17 protein-coding genes and 3 pseudogenes are annotated in these 15903 nt (G+C 68.5%); 8 read left to right on the forward strand and 12 right to left on the reverse strand.

Annotation, left to right across the window (positions count from 1 at the left end):
• Nucleotides 1–9: 9 nt before the first annotated feature.
• Nucleotides 10–867: a helix-turn-helix domain-containing protein gene (locus tag ACNKFW_RS17000; RefSeq protein WP_147428827.1), complete on the reverse strand. Its 858-nt coding sequence runs from the start codon at nucleotides 865–867 to the stop codon at nucleotides 10–12.
• A gap of 93 nt (nucleotides 868–960) precedes the next feature.
• On the opposite strand from ACNKFW_RS17000, the gene pobA reads away from it, so the two are divergent.
• Nucleotides 961–2130 carry a 4-hydroxybenzoate 3-monooxygenase gene (gene pobA, locus ACNKFW_RS17005; RefSeq protein WP_147428826.1) on the forward strand — a complete coding sequence of 390 codons (1170 nt, stop codon included), beginning with the start codon at nucleotides 961–963 and terminating at the stop codon, nucleotides 2128–2130.
• Between the two features lie 137 nt (nucleotides 2131–2267).
• Here pobA and ACNKFW_RS17010 read toward each other — a convergent pair.
• From ACNKFW_RS17010 to epmA, 5 genes and pseudogenes are all read right to left on the reverse strand, one after another.
• Nucleotides 2268–2357: pseudogene (locus ACNKFW_RS17010) on the reverse strand (AmiS/UreI family transporter); the annotation flags it as partial.
• 86 nt (nucleotides 2358–2443) lie between these two features.
• Nucleotides 2444–2823 (reverse strand): annotated as a pseudogene (locus tag ACNKFW_RS17015) (acetamidase/formamidase family protein); the annotation flags it as partial.
• Nucleotides 2824–2882: 59 nt separating this feature from the next.
• Nucleotides 2883–3571 (reverse strand): annotated as a pseudogene (locus tag ACNKFW_RS17020) (IS5 family transposase); the annotation flags it as partial.
• A 406-nt stretch (nucleotides 3572–3977) separates the two neighbouring features.
• Nucleotides 3978–5252 (reverse strand): lytic murein transglycosylase, encoded by a 1275-nt coding sequence (locus tag ACNKFW_RS17025; RefSeq protein ID WP_147428825.1) that lies wholly within the window; start codon nucleotides 5250–5252, stop codon nucleotides 3978–3980.
• A gap of 130 nt (nucleotides 5253–5382) precedes the next feature.
• Complete coding sequence (epmA, locus tag ACNKFW_RS17030; RefSeq protein WP_147428824.1) at nucleotides 5383–6432, reverse strand: EF-P lysine aminoacylase EpmA; 1050 nt, start codon at nucleotides 6430–6432, stop codon at nucleotides 5383–5385.
• A 134-nt stretch (nucleotides 6433–6566) separates the two neighbouring features.
• Between epmA and efp the strand changes: the two genes are divergently transcribed.
• Nucleotides 6567–7133, forward strand: a complete 567-nt coding sequence (gene efp, locus ACNKFW_RS17035) for an elongation factor P (RefSeq protein WP_024845844.1) — start codon at nucleotides 6567–6569, stop codon at nucleotides 7131–7133.
• An 88-nt stretch (nucleotides 7134–7221) separates the two neighbouring features.
• Here efp and ACNKFW_RS17040 read toward each other — a convergent pair whose 3' ends face one another.
• Entirely contained in the window at nucleotides 7222–7389 is a 168-nt protein-coding gene (locus tag ACNKFW_RS17040) for a hypothetical protein (protein WP_167521697.1), read from the reverse strand.
• Nucleotides 7390–7466: 77 nt separating this feature from the next.
• Nucleotides 7467–8495 (reverse strand): N-acetyl-gamma-glutamyl-phosphate reductase, encoded by a 1029-nt coding sequence (gene argC, locus ACNKFW_RS17045; protein ID WP_024845843.1) that lies wholly within the window; start codon nucleotides 8493–8495, stop codon nucleotides 7467–7469.
• Nucleotides 8496–8943: 448 nt separating this feature from the next.
• Here argC and panB point away from each other — a divergent pair, with 448 nt between their 5' ends.
• Both panB and panC read left to right on the forward strand, forming a co-directional pair.
• Nucleotides 8944–9774 (forward strand): 3-methyl-2-oxobutanoate hydroxymethyltransferase, encoded by an 831-nt coding sequence (panB, locus tag ACNKFW_RS17050; RefSeq protein ID WP_147428823.1) that lies wholly within the window; start codon nucleotides 8944–8946, stop codon nucleotides 9772–9774.
• Nucleotides 9771–10619, forward strand: a complete 849-nt coding sequence (gene panC, locus ACNKFW_RS17055) for a pantoate--beta-alanine ligase (RefSeq protein WP_024845841.1) — start codon at nucleotides 9771–9773, stop codon at nucleotides 10617–10619. Before panB ends, panC begins: the two co-directional genes overlap by 4 nt.
• A gap of 40 nt (nucleotides 10620–10659) precedes the next feature.
• Here panC and ACNKFW_RS17060 read toward each other — a convergent pair whose 3' ends face one another.
• The 3 genes from ACNKFW_RS17060 to ACNKFW_RS17070 all read right to left on the reverse strand — a co-directional run bounded on the left by ACNKFW_RS17060 (nucleotide 10660) and on the right by ACNKFW_RS17070 (nucleotide 11692).
• A complete protein-coding gene (locus ACNKFW_RS17060; RefSeq protein WP_244314459.1) occupies nucleotides 10660–10962 on the reverse strand; it encodes an ATP-binding protein in 303 nt (100 codons plus the stop codon).
• Between the two features lie 136 nt (nucleotides 10963–11098).
• Entirely contained in the window at nucleotides 11099–11356 is a 258-nt protein-coding gene (locus ACNKFW_RS17065) for a hypothetical protein (protein ID WP_244314460.1), read from the reverse strand.
• A 21-nt stretch (nucleotides 11357–11377) separates the two neighbouring features.
• On the reverse strand, nucleotides 11378–11692 hold the full coding sequence (locus ACNKFW_RS17070; protein ID WP_147428822.1) for a PepSY domain-containing protein: 315 nt from the start codon (nucleotides 11690–11692) through the stop codon (nucleotides 11378–11380).
• Between the two features lie 237 nt (nucleotides 11693–11929).
• Between ACNKFW_RS17070 and ACNKFW_RS17075 the strand changes: the two genes are divergently transcribed.
• On the forward strand, nucleotides 11930–12310 hold the full coding sequence (locus ACNKFW_RS17075; RefSeq protein WP_167521698.1) for a hypothetical protein: 381 nt from the start codon (nucleotides 11930–11932) through the stop codon (nucleotides 12308–12310).
• A gap of 208 nt (nucleotides 12311–12518) precedes the next feature.
• Nucleotides 12519–12983, forward strand: coding sequence for an SRPBCC family protein (locus tag ACNKFW_RS17080; RefSeq protein WP_024845836.1), 465 nt, complete (start codon nucleotides 12519–12521; stop codon nucleotides 12981–12983).
• Nucleotides 12984–13017: 34 nt separating this feature from the next.
• Here the strand turns inward: ACNKFW_RS17080 and hppD are convergent, their stop codons facing one another.
• Nucleotides 13018–14130, reverse strand: a complete 1113-nt coding sequence (hppD, locus tag ACNKFW_RS17085; RefSeq protein WP_147428821.1) for a 4-hydroxyphenylpyruvate dioxygenase — start codon at nucleotides 14128–14130, stop codon at nucleotides 13018–13020.
• Between the two features lie 124 nt (nucleotides 14131–14254).
• On the opposite strand from hppD, the gene ACNKFW_RS17090 reads away from it, so the two are divergent.
• Both ACNKFW_RS17090 and ACNKFW_RS17095 read left to right on the forward strand, forming a co-directional pair.
• On the forward strand, nucleotides 14255–14725 hold the full coding sequence (locus ACNKFW_RS17090; RefSeq protein WP_024845211.1) for an Lrp/AsnC family transcriptional regulator: 471 nt from the start codon (nucleotides 14255–14257) through the stop codon (nucleotides 14723–14725).
• An 81-nt stretch (nucleotides 14726–14806) separates the two neighbouring features.
• Nucleotides 14807–15862: a lysine-2,3-aminomutase-like protein gene (locus tag ACNKFW_RS17095; protein ID WP_147428820.1), complete on the forward strand. Its 1056-nt coding sequence runs from the start codon at nucleotides 14807–14809 to the stop codon at nucleotides 15860–15862.
• The last annotated feature ends 41 nt before the right edge of the window (nucleotides 15863–15903 follow it).

The following is a 15903-nucleotide window of genomic DNA, read 5'->3' on the forward strand; positions in this document are numbered from 1 at the left end:
TGCCAGCAGTCAGGCGACGGTCATGAAGGGCCGGCGATAGGCGCTTGGCGTCGTGCCGCGCAAAAGCCGGAACCGGCGCGAGAAATGCGCCGGGTCGTGAAAGCCCAGCCGATAGCCGATCTCGGCCACCGGCAGCTGGGTAAAGGCCAGCAGGCGGCAGGCCTCGGCCATCACCAGCCCCTCGATATGGCGCGAGGCGCTGACCCCCGTCGCCTCGCGGCACAGCCGGTTCAGATGGCCGGGCGTGATCGCCAGCGCGCGGGCATAGTCGCCGGGCCGCCAGCCCTCGGCCATATGCGCCGCGACCAGCGCCGCAAGCCGCTGCAGCCGCTGCGGGCTGCCGCCGACCGTCTCGGCCGAGGCCGCGCGGTCGAGTTCGCAGATCGCGGTCAGCAGGGCATGCGACAGCGCCGCCAGCAGCGGCCCGCGATAGGCGCCCTGGCCGGCGAAGGCGTCGGAGAGCTGGCCGATCAGCGTCAGCAGCCCCTCGTCCAGCGCGCCGAAGAACGGGCGCGACAGGTGCCGGCCGATCTCGGCCGAGGCGGCCTGCAAGCCGGCGGCGACGCTCAGCGGAAAGGACAGCACCAGGCCCTCGCTGCCCTTGCGGAAGCGGAAACCATGCACGACCAGCGCCGGCACGAACAGGAATTGCCCGTCATGCAGGCACGCGGCATCGCCGTCCAGCATCACCTGCGCCTCGCCCTGCCGCATGGCGAAGACCTGCATCATCTCGCGATGGCGATGCGGCGAGATCGCCCAGTCGTGCAGACGCGCCCGGTCCCAGATCCGCTCGCAATGGATCACGTCCGGAAAGGCGGCAGTCTCGCCGAACAGGTTGAAGACCGGGATGGGGCCGGGCACGCTCATGCACGATTCATACAAGTCTTTGCCGCCCGCGTCCATTCATCGCCGCCCGCCCGCCGCCTATGCTGCAAGTCAGGGAAACAAGCGGACATCGTCATGGACACTCAGGTCGTCATCATCGGCGGCGGGCCTTCGGGGCTGCTGCTGTCGCAGCTTCTGAACCGCGCCGGCATCGCCACGGTCATCCTGGAACGCGCCAGCCGCGAGCATGTGCTGTCGCGCATCCGCGCCGGCATCCTGGAATGGGGCAGCGTCGAGCTGCTGCGCGAGGCCGGGGTCGGCGCCCGCATGGATGCCGAGGGCATCGCGCATGACGGCGCCTGGCTCACCGATGCCGACCTGATGGTGCATGTCGATTTCAAGGCGCTGACCGGCAGGCAGGTCATGGTCTATGGTCAGACCGAGGTCACGCATGACCTTTACGACGCGCAGGACGCCATGGGCACCACCATCCTGCACGGCGTCGAGGATGTGCGCATCCTCGACCTCGACGGGCCGCAGGCGGCGGTCGAATACACGCAGGGCGGCCGGCGCCACCGCCTGAGCTGCGCCTATGTCGCGGGCTGCGACGGCTTTCACGGCGTCTCGCGCAGGACCATCCCCGAGGATCGGCGCCGCGAATTCGAGCGGGTCTATCCCTTCGGCTGGCTGGGCATCCTGTCGCGCACGCCGCCGGTCGCCGACGAGCTGATCTATGCCAATTCGCCGCATGGTTTCGCGCTGGCCTCGATGCGCAACCACAATCTCGTGCGCTATTACGTGCAGGTGCCGCTGAGCGACCGGGTCGAGGACTGGCCCGACGACCGCTTCTGGGCCGAGTTCCGCCGCCGCATCCCCGCCCAGGCCGCGGCGCGGCTGGTCACCGGCCCCTCGATCGAGAAATCCGTCGCGCCGCTGCGTAGCTTCGTCTCGGAGCCGCTGCGCTGGGGCCGGCTGTTCCTGGTGGGCGATGCCGCGCATATCGTGCCGCCGACCGGCGCCAAGGGGCTGAACCTGGCGGTGTCGGACGTGTTCTACCTGCATCAGGCGCTGATTGCGGCGCTGAAGCAGGGCGATCAGGCCGGGCTCGACACCTATTCCGACCGCGCGCTGGCGCGGATCTGGAAGGCGATGCGCTTCAGCTGGCAGATGACCATGATGCTGCACCGTTTCGACGGCGAGGACGGTTTCGCCGCGCAGATGCGCCGCGCCACGCTGGCACATCTGGCGGAATCCGAGACCGCGCGCCGCGAACTGGCCGAGAATTACGTGGGCCTGCCTTACTGACATGCATGGCCTGGGCTTGCAGCAAGGCGGTCCGACGAACGGTGCCCAGCATTGCCCCGCATCCAGCGCCGCAAGGGAGACCGCGCCTTCTTCTTGCACAGGCTGCAAACGCAGATCGGCAGGCGGTCGCGCTTGGTCAGGCCCGAGACCAGGTTGATCGCCACGATCTCGCGATCCTCGATCCGGCCCATGAGCCACAGCCCGCTGAGAAACTGCACCGCGCCCATATGGAACAATAGAAAGCAAGCGGCATGGACCTCTCTTTTGGTGGAGCCGTACGTGCCGAAAGCCGGGACGCGGGCGCGGGGCGCCGTCAGCCGGTCCTGGCGACCGAACCCCCCGTGACCTGGCGTTTCGGCCCGTCGCCGCCGGGCCGGATGTCGAAGTCGAGGATGCCGGTCGGGAGCGCCGGCGTCGCGCCGACAGGGGGATGTCCACGATGCCGGCGCTGCGGCTCTCGACCGGGACGGCGCCGAGGATCATGTAGCCCTGCTCGCCCGAACGGCCGAGCCTCCTCAGGTATTCCATGGCGTTGAAGCAGGCCCGGCGACAAGCGACATGCGCGTCGAGGTAATATTGCTCGCCCGTGCGTTCGTCGACCAAGATGCCCTCGAAGATCAGGGTATCGTCGAAATCCAGGTCGATGGGCTAAGGCCGAAAGATCGGGTTGATGACGCCGTATTTCGCCATGCCGCGGCTCTGCTGCACGAATCGGTTGATGGCCGGAGTGCCCCTTTCCCCGGACAGGCTTGTCCCACGGCTTGGGTGACGGATATGTCGAGGGCGGTGAATCCGTTCAGCACGGCAACCCGGGCCCGGAACTCTGCAGCTTGACGGTCGAAGTCCCGCGCTGTCAGTCGCTGACCCGGCAGCTTCACGCAATGCATCCGATCATCGGGAAAACAGTCCACTGGACCGTTTTCTGATCCTCCTTACATCTCTCGACACGGCTCAGGCGATGATAGCCGCGCCGTCGTCGCCAGATGGCCTTGCCGAAGCGTCTGGATGCACGCCGAGCCTTGCTGCGGATGATCGCTGCGGCTGTGTTCGTCACCCAGGGTTTGGCGTTCTTGCGGGGCGGCATGATCGCGGCGGCACCACGGGCGACGCTGGCATCATGGCACCTGCGCATGCCGAAGGCACCGTCGGCGGTGACGCTGGCGATATCCTGATCCGCAAGGATCGGGTCGAGAGGTTCTGGCAGCATCGGTGCGTCGCCGAGGTCGCTGCTGGTGCATTCTGCCGCCCGTATTTCCGGGGTTTTCTCGCCAATCCCCAAGCGGATCTTGCGCCGGACGCGCCGCTTGGGCCCGCCATGCTTGCGCGCGTTCCATTCCCCCTCGCCCCCGGCCGTGATGCCAATGCTGTCGATCGACAGGTGCAGCGGTCCCTGCGATCCGCGATAGGGAATGCCGACCTTCAGGCGCTTCCGGCGCCGCGATCTAAGCCGGGCGCGGCGGATCACTCTTCCGCGGGATGCCGGCGACCTTGCTACCGGCGACCGTCAAACGCGCCATAGCGACCGGCAAGATTCTGGCCGGGAACATGGATCATGCCAGGGCATCAGCCGTGTCCTTGCCCTTGGTGAACACCGGCTTGCGGCCTGTCGAATGGCTTGGCGCGAAGATCCGCAGGAAAACGATCCGCGCGGTTCGCAATACCCTCGCCAGGGCAAATACGGGACTCAAAGGCCGATGAGCCCGGCGCCAAAGCCGCAAGGGCGGGCACCCGGCCCGGGGCCCGCAATCGGGGCACCGATCAGCGCCCGCCTTCCCACGCGACCCGGCAGCAAGCAGGGAACCGATGCCGAGAAAGGCCGGGCGGCGCCGGCCCGGCCGCTTCACCCGTCAGCCGCGGCGCAGCTGCTCGAGCAACGCGGCCGACGGCTCGCCCGTCACCGGCAGCCCGCGCGAGGCCTGATAGGCGCGGATGGCGCTGATCGTGTTCGAGCCGACATTGCCGTCCACCCCCTGGGTGTCGAAGCCGCGGGCGGTCAGCAGGCGCTGCATCTCCTTGCGCTGCTCGATGCGCAGGCCGGGATGGTCGGCCGGCCAGGGATTGGCCAGTCCCGGATAGCCCTTGAGCCGGTCCGCCAGATGCGACACCGCCAGCGCATAGCTGTCGGCATTGTTGTAGCGCAGGATGGCGTGGAAGTTGCGGGTGATCAGGAAGGCCGCGCCCGAGGCACCGCCGGGCACGATCAGCTCGGTCGAGGTGCCGGCGGGCGGCAGCGGCCGCTGGTTGGCCTGGCGCACGCCCAGGGACTGCCATTCCGCGACGCTGCGCCGCTTGCCCTTGCCGGCCAGCGCGGTGTTGAAGCCGGGCGGCAGCGTGACCTCGACCGCCGCCGGGAGGCCGCGCTGCCAACCCGATTTCGCCAGGTAGTTCGCGGCCGAGGCCAGCGCGTCGGACGGGTCGTTCGACCAGATGTCGCGCCGGCCGTCGCCGGTGAAATCCACCGCGAAGGCAAGATAGGTGGTCGGAATGAACTGGGTATGCCCCATGGCGCCGGCCCAACTGCCGGTCATGTGGCCGGGGTCGATGTCGCCCGATTGCAGGATCTTCAGCGCCGCCATCAGCTGGCTGCGGAAGAAATCACCGCGATAGCCCTCATAGCCCAGGGTGGCCAGGCTTTCGATCAGCGGCAGGTCGCCGCGCCGCTCGCCATAGGTCGATTCCATGCCCCAGACCGCGGCAACGACCTCCTTGTCCACGCCATAGGTCGCCTCGACCCGCGTGAGCACGCCGCCATATTGCGCCAGCGCCGCCCGGCCGTTGGCCTGACGCTTTTCCGAAACCGCGTTCTCCAGGTATTCCCACAGCGATTTCTTGAACTCCGCCTGGTTCTGCGAGCGGCGCAGCGCCTCGGGGTTATAGGTCACGTCGCGGAAGGCGAATTCCAGCGTGCTGTCGCTGATGCCCTGGCCGCGGGCGCTGGCCTTGAAGCCTTCGACCCAGTTGCGCAGCCCGGCGACCTTTTCGGCCGGCGGGTTCTGGTAGCGGCCCCATTTGATCTCCTGGCTCTGCTGGGGAACCCCCGCGCCGGGGTATTGGCCGGCGCACCCCCCAAGCAGCAGAGCCATGGCCGTGAGCGTCGCCGAAAGTCGCAATGAAAGCCGCATTCCTGTCCCCTTGGTCAAGCCTTTTGCCGCAGCCTAGCGTCCGATGTCCCGCGCCGAAAGCCGGAAAACCGGCGCCGGCAAGAGGCCGCCCTTCCCGAAAGGGCATCGGGCCCCTGCCGGTGGCGGGGCATCATCCGGCCGGCAGCGGGGTCCAGATCACCTCGTCGATGCGCGGTGCGCCGGTGGCCAGCATCACCAGCCGGTCGAACCCCAGCGCGCAGCCCGAGGCCGGCGGCATGAAGGCCAGCGCGCGCAGGAAATCCTCGTCCAGCGGATAGCGTTCGTCATGGACCCGCGCCTTTTCCGCCATCTCCAGCTCGAAGCGGCGGCGCTGCTCGGCCGGGTCGGTGAGTTCGCCGAAACCGTTGGCCAGCTCGACGCCGCAGGCGTAAAGCTCGAACCGCTCGGCCTCGCGCGGCTCGTCCGCGGCGCGCCGCGCCAGCGCCGCCTCGGGCGCGGGGTAGCGGTCCAGGATCAGCGGCCGGCCATGGCCCAGATGCGGCTCGACCCGCTCCACCAGCACGCGCGACAGGATATCGGACCAGCCGTCGTCCGCCGCCAGGCGGATCCCCCGCGCCTCGGCCTGGGCGCGCAGGGCCGCGGCATCGGTCTCGGCCCCGTCGCAGGTCGAAAGCAGGTCGATGCCGGCATAGTCGCGGAAGGCCTCGGCCACGCTCATCACCTCGGGCGTGGCATAGGGGTCGCATTCGGCGCCGCGAAAGCGCAGCATCTCGGCGCCCGCGCATTCCGCCGCATGGCGCAGATATTGCGCGCAATCGTCGAAAAGCGCGCGGTAATCCTCGCCCGCCCGATACCATTCCAGCATGCAGAACTCGGGGCTGTGCAGCGGCCCGCGCTCGCGGTTGCGCCAGACATGGCCGAAGGCGAAGATGCGCTCCTCGCCCGCGGCCAGCAGTTTCTTCATGGCAAATTCGGGGCTGGTATGCAGATACATCCGCCGCGGCACGCCGTCATTGCCGATCTGGTCGGTGGCGAAGGCGTGCAGATGCGCCTCGTTGCCCGGGCTGACCGCCAGGGCCAGCGGATCGACCTCGACGAAGCCCTGCGCGCCCAGCCAGTCGCGGATCGCGGCCTGGATGCGGTTTCGCGCCAGCAGCAGCGGCCGGCGCCCGGCATGGCGGTCACGGTCCCACCAGGGGCTTTCATCGGCGGGTTTCATGCGCGCACCTCCTGCATCTGTGTCGTTTTTCCCTTGCGGCTGGCGCAAAGCTGCGAAAAACGCTATGGGATGTCATCCTGCCGGACTTGGTATCCGGCATCCCGGAATTTGAAAAGCAGGCAAGGGAAACCGCCTTGAAAGTCATCGCCTCCAGCCTTCGCAAAGGCAATGTCGTCGAGATCGACGGCAAGCTCCATGTCGTCCTGACGGCGACCAATTTCCACCCCGGCAAGGGCACCCCGACGACCCAGGTCGAGCTGCGCCGCATCTCGGACGGCAACAAGGTCTCGGAACGCTGGAAGACCACCGAACAGGTCGAGCGTGCCCATGTCGACGAGCGCGCCTATAACTTCCTTTACGAGGACGGCGAGGGCTTTCACTTCATGGAGCCGGAAAGCTATGAGCAGGTCGTGGTCTCGCCCGAGGTGGTCGGCGACGACAAGGTGTTCCTGGAGGACGGCATCAGCGTCTTCCTGCAGGTCCATAACGGCGTCGCCATCGCCATCGAGCTGCCGCAGAAGGTGACGGTCGAGGTGGTCGAGACCGAACCGGTGGTCAAGGGCCAGACCGCCTCGTCCAGCTACAAGCCGGCGATGGCGCATAACGGCGTGCGCATCATGGTGCCGCCGCATATCGGCGTGGGCACCAAGGTCGTCATCAACACCGCCGACCTGACCTATGTCGAGCGCGCCAAGAGCTGATCGCTGAAGCTTTCGGGGGCGGGGCGTCCTCGCGCCCTGCCCCTTTGCGTTCCGCCGCATCATCCGCAGGCTCGCGGGATCATGCGGATCAATCGGCAGTCGCGGCCCCGATGGTCCCGCCCACCACGGCGCCGGCGGGACCGGCGATGACCGCCCCGCCCAGACCGCCCGTGGCGGCGCGTTCGGTGGGATTGTCGCCGCAACCGGCCAGAACAAGCAGCATGGCGGAAGCGGCAGTCGCAATCAGGCTACGCATCTTGCTGTCCTCCTTCAGGGCGGCGAAACGCCGCCCCTATCCGAGACAAGACGCGCAACCTCGCCCTATGGTTCCGGTCAGGGAAAGATCGGCGCCAGCATCAGCCCTTCCGTTTCGGGCAGGCCCAGCATCAGGTTGGCGTTCTGCACCGCCTGACCCGAAGAGCCCTTGCACAGGTTGTCCAGCGTCGAGACGACCAGCGCCCGCCCCGAGATCCGGTCGCCGGTCACGCCGATATGGCAGAAGTTCGAACCCTGCACATGCGCCATCGCCGGCAGTTGGCCAAAGGGCAGCACGACGATGAAAGGCTCGTCGGCATAGGCCTCGGCCAGCGCGGCATGCACCGCCTGCGGCTCGCCCTTGAGATAGCAGGACGCCAGGATGCCGCGGTTCACCGGCACCAGATGCGGGGTGAACTGGATGCGCACCTCGCGCCCGGCAATGGCCGAAAACTCCTGGTCGAACTCGCCCAGGTGGCGGTGCTTGCCGCCCTGGGAATAGCCCGCCACATCCTCTGAGCGTTCGGCGAAGAGCATGTTTTCCTTGAGCGAGCGCCCCGCCCCGGACACGCCGTTCTTGAGGTCGCAGATGATGTCGTCGAGGTCGATCAGCTCTGATGCGATCAGTGGCCGCAGCGCGAATTGCACGGTGGCGGCGTTGCAGCCGGTGCCGGCGACCAGCCGCGCGCCCTTGATCTGGTCGCGATAGAACTCGGTCAGGCCATAGACCGCCTGCGGCTGGATCTCGGGCGCGGCATGGTCGAGCCCGTACCATTTCCGGTAATCCGCCGGGTCGCGCAGCCGGAAATCGGCGCCCAGGTCGACGATCTTCACATCGCCCGGCAATTGCCCGACCAGCGGCTGGCTAAGGCCGTGCGGCAGGGCGCAGAACACCAGGTCGATGGCCGAGAAGTCGATCTCCTCCATCCTGACCAGCGCCGGCAGCCTGAGATGTCGCAGATGCGGGAAGACCTCGTCATAGCCCTGCCCCGCCTTGCGGTCGGCGGACAGCGCGGCGATCTGGATCCGGGGATGGGTGGCCAGGATGCGGACGAGTTCGGCACCCGTATAGCCCGAGGCCCCAAGGATGGCAGCTTTCAGCGTCATGTCTCGATCCCGAGGAAACGGCCGCATTCGGCGCGGCGCTGGTTGGTCCGGCCCCGCAAGGGGCCAGATCCGGCACTAGGCCCCGGTCCCCGGCATGTCAAGCCGCGGGCCGGGGCGGATCGGGCGGGCCGGCATCCATGCGGGCGGGCATCCATGCGGGCAGGTCTGGCCGCGGATGGCGCCGCCGCATGGGTATTGGGGGAACGAAGAAGCCGCCGGCCGCGCGGGGGCGGCCATGCCTTGCCGGACGGGGGCCGGCCTTGGGGCGGGGTGAATTCCAACATATTGTATTTGCTTTTGAAATTTCGAGCATCGATTGCTGCCCCGGCCGGCCGGCTTATTTTCCTGCGCAAGAATGCTGCATCTGCATCATTTTATTGCGAGACATGGCGGCGCGAATCCAATATTCGGGCGGCGGCCGCCAAGGCCCTGGATAACGGAGGAAGTGATGAGCGCGACCCCTGATCGCAAGAGCCAGCTTGGCCCCGGTGACATCCGCGCCCGCAAGGGCGGCGAGCCGGTGGTCTGCCTGACCGCCTATACCACCCCCATGGCCCGGCTGGTCGATGCGCATTGCGACATCGCGCTGGTCGGCGACAGCCTGGGCATGGTCCTGCACGGCCTGCCCTCGACCATCGGCGTGACCATGGAGATGATGATCCTGCACGGCAAGGCGGTGGCGCGGGGCTGCTCGCGCGCCTGCCTGGTGGTGGACATGCCCTTCGGCAGCTACGAGGAAGGGTGCGAACAGGCCATGCGCAACGCGGCACGGCTGATGGCCGAGACCGGCTGCCAGGCGGTCAAGCTGGAGGGCGGGCGGCACATGGCCGAGACGGTGGCCTTCCTGGTCGCGCGCGGCATTCCGGTCATGGGCCATGTCGGGCTGACGCCGCAAGCGGTCAATGTGCTGGGCGGCTACAAGGTGCAGGGCCGCGGCCGGGACGAGGCCGACCGCATCGCCCAGGACGCCGCCGCGCTGACCGACGCCGGCGCCTTTGCCGTGGTGCTGGAAAAGCTGCCCGCGGCGCTGGGGGCGCGCATCACGCAGGAGATCGCCGTGCCGACCATCGGCATCGGGGCGGGTCTCGATTGCGACGGGCAGGTGCTGGTGGTGGACGACATGCTGGGCCTGTTCGCGGATTTCCGGCCGAAATTCGTCAAGCGCTATGCCGAACTGGGCCGCGATGCCGATGCCGCCATCGCCGGCTATGCCGCCGAGGTCCGCGCCCGGCGCTTTCCCGGCCCCGAACATGTCTTCGGCGAGGGCAAGCCCGCATGAGCGCGCCCATCGTCCGGCCGCTGGCCGAGCTGCGCGCGCTGGTGCGCGGCTGGAAATCCCGCGGCGAAAGCATCGGCGTGGTGCCGACCATGGGCGCGCTGCACGAAGGGCACCTGAGCCTGGTCCGGGCCGCCAGGGCCAGTTGCGACCGGGTGATCGTGACCCTGTTCGTCAACCCGCGCCAGTTCAACAATGCCGAGGATTTCGCCCGCTATCCCCGCACCGAACATGCCGATGCGGAACTGCTGGCGCCCCTGGGCGTCGATGCGCTGTTCGTGCCCGATGGCGACGAGGTCTATCCGCCCGACCACGCCACGGTGGTCTCGGTCTCGGGCGTGACGGCCCCGCTGGAAGGGGCGCATCGTCCGGGCCATTTCGACGGCGTGGCCACGGTGGTGACGCTGCTGTTCAACATGACCCAGGCCGACCGGGCGTTTTTCGGCGAGAAGGACTGGCAGCAGCTGCAGCTGGTACGCCGGCTGGTGCAGGATCTGAAGCTGCCGGTCGAGATCGTGCCCTGCCCCTGCGTGCGGGCCGGGGACGGGCTGGCGCTGTCCTCGCGCAACCAGCGCCTGACGGCCGAGGGGCGCGCGCGCGCCGCCGCGCTGCCGCAGGCGCTGTTCGAGGCGGCGCGGCGAATCGAAGCCGGCGAACCCGCCGAGGCCGCTCTGGCCGCGGCGCAGGCCGGGCTGGAGGCGGCGGGCGTGGGTCCGGTCGAATATCTGGAACTGCGCGACGGCGAAACCCTGGGCAAGCCGCAGCCGGGCCGGCCGGCGCGGCTGCTGGTCGCGGCCTGGCTCGACGGGGTGCGGCTGATCGACAACCTGGCGGTCACGCTGCCCTGAGCGCATTCATCGGGCCAGGACAGCACCGGGGGCGCCTGCCTCATGAGTATCTGCAAAACGGTGAAAGCGGCGCGCCCTGGGAATGGGGCGCTGCCGCGTCGAGATGCAATTCGGCCCGGAAGCCGGGACGGGCGTTGCGCATCCGCAGTTCCCCCTGCGCGGCATCGACGATCTCGGCGACCACGGCCAGGCCGATACCCTGCCCCTCACCGCTGGGATCGAGGCTGAGGCCGCGCTGGGGGAGCCGTTCCAGATCCGTCTCGGGAATGCCCGGCCCGTCGTCCCGGACAGCGACGAGGATGCGGCCGGCCTTGCGGCGGGCCGAGACGCGAACGGTGCGCATGGCGCATGGCGTTTTCCAGCAACGCGCCGAGCGCCTCTGTCAGTTCGTCGGGGTCGATGCGGGCGGCAAGGCCGGGGGGGCGCCGAAAACTGCCAGTCGATGCCGGCGCCCAGCGGCGTGCGGCGCAGCACGCCGATCAGCCGGGTCGCGATCCGCCCCGGCTCGGCGCTTTGTGCATCGCGGCCGGACCGGAGGCAGGCGCGGGCCAGTTCGCGATCGACATGGCGCCGACCTGGCGTAGCGGACGCGGGCCGACGGTGATCTGCAGCCAGTTGGCCAGCAGCGGCTCGCCGCGCGGGCCGGGAAGCGTGCGCACCGCGGTTTCGCCAGCCGTCTCGACCAGGAAGCCCGCCGCCTTCAGCCCCGTTCCAGATCGGCGCGATCCGGGGCTCATCCTCGACGATCAAGGTGCGCATCAGTCCCCGTCCTCCTCGTCCAGGGCCAGGATCCGCCCCGAGGCCGCGTCGATCTCGACCTCGATCAGGCGGCCGACGGGGGTCGCCAGCTCGACCTCATAGATCATCATGCCGTCCTCGTCGTCCAGGTCCACCTCGATCACCCGTCCGGGCTGGGTTTCGTGCAGCCGTGCCAGCACCTCGGCAAGGGGCAGGATCCGGCCACGCTCGACCGCCTCGCGCGCCTGTTCGAAATCCGGCTTGGCGATGGCCTGGCCGGCCGCCAGAAAGGGCGGCAGCAGCGACAGAAGGAGAATTGCGGCAAGCCGTCTCATGCCGCCCCTGTTCGTCCGGGAACTGACGGGCGGCTGACAAAGCCGGCGCGGGGCCCTGCCGCCGCGCGCGGCGTGCCGAAACGGCAACAGCCCGGCCCGGCGGCCTTCCGCCCAGGCGGGGCGTTCCTGACGACGGCCTGACAGGCCGGATCAGAGGGCAGTCAGCAAGCCTGCGGCATTGCGGCCCCGTTATCCCGCGGACGGGCAACCGCCACCTTACCATGAAAGGGCCAAGAGATGCTGCGCAAGAGCGGGACGAGCTTCGCCGAGACGCTGAACGGCACGCCATCCGGCGACGGGCTGTCGAAGATGGCTGGCCAGGACCGGCTATTCGGCTTTGGCGGCAACGACCGGCCGGAGGGCAGGCGCGGCAACGACGTCCTGACCGGCGGCGCGGCGGCCAATGTCTTCGAGTTCGGGCGCGGCATCACCGCCGATTTCCAGAACGGCATGGACCGGCTGGACTTCGACGAATTCAGCCGTGCGCAGGTGCAGGCCGTCATCAACAGTGCCCGGCAGGCCGGCGACGACCTGGTGCTGCGGCTATCCGCCGATACCATCGTCACCATCCAGGACGTGCAGAAGGCGCAGCTCGACCTGGGCGACTTCGCCTTCTGATCGGAAACAGCGCCACCGGCAGGATGCCGCCGCATGTGCCGGCGGCGGCGCTTTCCCTGCTTGCGGGCTATGCCGGCGGGCATTTTCCCGCCAGTATCGGGGGCGGGCGATCCCGGCTCCCGGACGCGGCGGCCTCTTCCCCCGCCAGCCAAGGCGGGTTTCGCCCCGCAAGCGCATCCCGCAGATCGGCCCGCAAGGAGGAAATGCCATGACCACCGCACCCGACCACGTGCTGACGCTCGAGCGCGTCCTGGATGCGCCCGTCGACCGGCTCTGGCGCTGCTGGACCCAGCCGGACCTGCTGAAGCAATGGTTCTGCCCGAAGCCCTGGCATGTCTCCGAGGCGCGCATCGACCTGCGACCGGGCGGGGCCTTCTTCACCGTCATGAACGGCCCCGACGGCGAGCGGTTCGAGAATATCGGCGTGTTCCTGGAGATCGAGCCGCAGCGCCGGCTGGTCTCGACCGACGCCTTCCGGCCGGGCTGGCTGCCGACCGCGCGGGCCTTCATGGTCTCGCATGTGCATTTCGAACCGCGGGGCCAGCGGACGCATTACCGCGCCCAGGCCATGCACTGGAACGAGGAAACGCTCAGGCAGCACGAGCAGATGGGCTTTCACGAAGGCTGGAACATGGCCGCCGACCAGCTCGAGGCCCTGGCGAAAAGCCTGTAGGGCCCGGCCGGCCGGCCTTTCACTCCGCCGCGTCTCACTCCGCCGCGTCGATCTTCAGCACGCCGCGGCGGATCTGGTCCGCCTCGATCGATTCGAACAGGGCGCGGAAATTGCCCTCGCCGAAACCGTCATCGCCCTTGCGCTGGATGAACTCGAAGAAGATCGGCCCGATCACGGTCCTCGAGAAGATCTGCAGCAGCACCCGCGTCATGCCGCCGCCGACGACGCCCTCGCCGTCGATCAGGATGCCGTGCTTTCTCATGCGCTCGACGGGTTCCTGATGGCCCTTAACCCGGTCGTGCGACATCTCGTAATAGGTGTCGGGCGGGCCGGGCATGAACTTCATCCCCGCCTCGGCGATGCGGTCGGTGGCAGCATAGATGTCCTCGGTGGCGATGGCGATGTGCTGGATGCCCTCGCCCTTGTAGGCGCGCAGGTATTCCTCGATCTGGCTGTGATCGTCGGTCGATTCGTTGATCGGGATGCGGATCTTGCCGTCGGGCGAGGTCAGCGCCCGGCTGACCAGCCCGGTCTGCTTGCCCTTGATGTCGAAGAACCGGATCTCGCGGAAATTGAACGTGTCGTGGTAGAACTTGTACCAGGTGTCCATGTTGCCGCGCACGACGTTATGCGTCAGGTGGTCGAGATAGTAGAAGCCGAACCCCTCGGGGCGCGGGTCGGGCTCGCCCAGCCAGTCGTAATCGGCCGCATAGGCGCTGCCGGCATCGCCGTAGCGGTCGATGAAGTACAGAAGCGAGCCGCCGATGCCGTAGACCGCCGGCGCCTCGATGGATTTTCCGCTGCCGGTATATTCCCTGGCGCCCAGGTCCAGCGCCCGCCGCAAGGCGTGTTGGGCATCGACCACGCGCCAGGCCATGGCCGGGGCGCAGGGGCCGTGTTCGCGCACGAAACCGGCGGCATGGCTGTCCGGGTCGGCATTCAGCAGATAATTGATGTCGCCCTGGCGATAGAGCGTGATGTCCTTGCGCCTGTGCCGCGCCACCGGCGCGAAACCCATCTGGCGAAAGATGCGGTCCAGGGTCTCGGGCTGCGGATGGGCGAATTCGACGAATTCAAACCCGTCCGTCCCGGCGGGATTTTCGGCGCTGATCGTGGCTTTCGGGGCGTCATGCGGGAACGGTCCCATGGCGTCTCCTCCCTAGTGTTCGCGTGTCCTGAAACCATGATCGCGCGAATGCGATGCAAACCGGGCGCAAACTGTGCCATGATCGGGACACAAAGGCACGAAACGCGCATGGATGAGACGATTTATGCCAGAAACACGCATGGACGGATTCGACATCGCCATTCTCGACGCCCTGCAGCGCGACGGGGCGATGACCAATGCCGCGCTGGCCGAACTGGTGAACCTGTCGGCCTCGCAATGTTCGCGCCGGCGGGCGGCGCTGGAGGAGGCGGGCGTGATCGAGGGCTATGCCGCGCGGCTGAACCCGCAGAAACTGGGCTTTGGCCTGCGCGCCATCATCCGGGTGAACCTGCGCAGCCATGGCCAGGGCAAGGAGGACGATTTCGCCCGCTTCGTCGCCGCGCATCCGCAGATCCGCTCGGCCTTTTCGGTCTCGGGCGATGCCGATTACATCCTCGACGTACGGCTGCGTGATCTGGAGGCGTTTTCGGACTTCATCCATCGCCACCTGCTGCCGCAACCGCAGGTGGCCCAGGTGCGTTCCGAAATCGTGCTCAGGACGCTCAAGGACGACCGCAGCCTGGTGCTGCCCTGAGCCATGCGGCAAGGCCCGCTCTTGCCAAGACCGGCCAGGGGGTCGATAAACCGCCCTTCCCTTTCGCCGCAAGAGGCCGCCTTGTCCCAGCGCCCGATCACCACCGTTCCCGCCCTGGTCGAGGCCGGCCTGGCCGATGCCGCGCAGGCCGAGGCACTGGACGCGGTGGCGGCCGAGTTCCGCATCCGCATCTCGCCCGCCATGCGCCAGGCCATGCGGGCGCCCGGCGACGGCGTCGCCGCGCAATTCCTGCCCGATGCGCGCGAATTGCGGATCCGCCCCGAGGAACTGGCCGATCCGATCGGGGACGACGCGCACAGCCCGACGCCCGGCCTGACCCATCGCTATCCCGACCGGGTGATCCTGCATGTCACCAGGACATGCGAGGTCTATTGCCGCTTCTGTTTTCGCCGCGAGGTGGTGGGCGAGGAGGGCACCCTGCCCGAGCCCCAGCTGGCGGCGGCGCTGGACTATATCGCCCGCACCCCGGCGATCCGCGAGGTGATCCTGACCGGCGGCGACCCGATGGTGCTGTCAGCGCGCCGCATCGCGGCACTGATGGCGCGGCTGGAGGCGATCGCCCATGTCGATGTCGTACGCTTCCATACCCGCGTGCCGGTGGTGGCCCCCGGCCGCATCGACGCGGCCATGCTGGCGGCGCTGCGGCCGGCGCGGCTGGCGGTCTGGGTGGTGATCCACACCAATCACGCGCAGGAACTGACCGAGGCCGCCCGCGCCGCGCTGGCGCGGCTGGCCGATGCGGGCATCCCGCTGTTGTCGCAGACCGTGCTGCTTCGGGGAGTGAATGCCGATCCCGAGGTGCTGGCCGAGCTGTTCCGGGCGCTGATCCGCAACCGGGTCAAGCCCTATTACCTGCATCATTGCGACCTGGCGCGCGGCACCGGCCATTTCCGCACCTCCATCGCCGAGGGACAGGCGATCATGGCGGCCCTGCGCGGGCGGCTGTCGGGGACATGCCTGCCGACCTATGTGCTGGACCTGCCGGGCGGGCACGGCAAGGTGCCGCTGGGCCCCGACCACGTCCGGCCGACCGCGCCCGGCCGCTATGCGATCCGCGACTGGCGGGGACGGCTGCACGAATATCGCGATCCGGAAGGCGGCGACGCTTGCGACTGACCGCAGGGGCGGCCCCGGCGCCAGGGAACCCGTCCGGCCCC

Source organism: Paracoccus sp. TD-10 (genome assembly GCF_048270675.1).
In the GTDB taxonomy this organism is placed as follows: domain Bacteria; phylum Pseudomonadota; class Alphaproteobacteria; order Rhodobacterales; family Rhodobacteraceae; genus Paracoccus; species Paracoccus pantotrophus.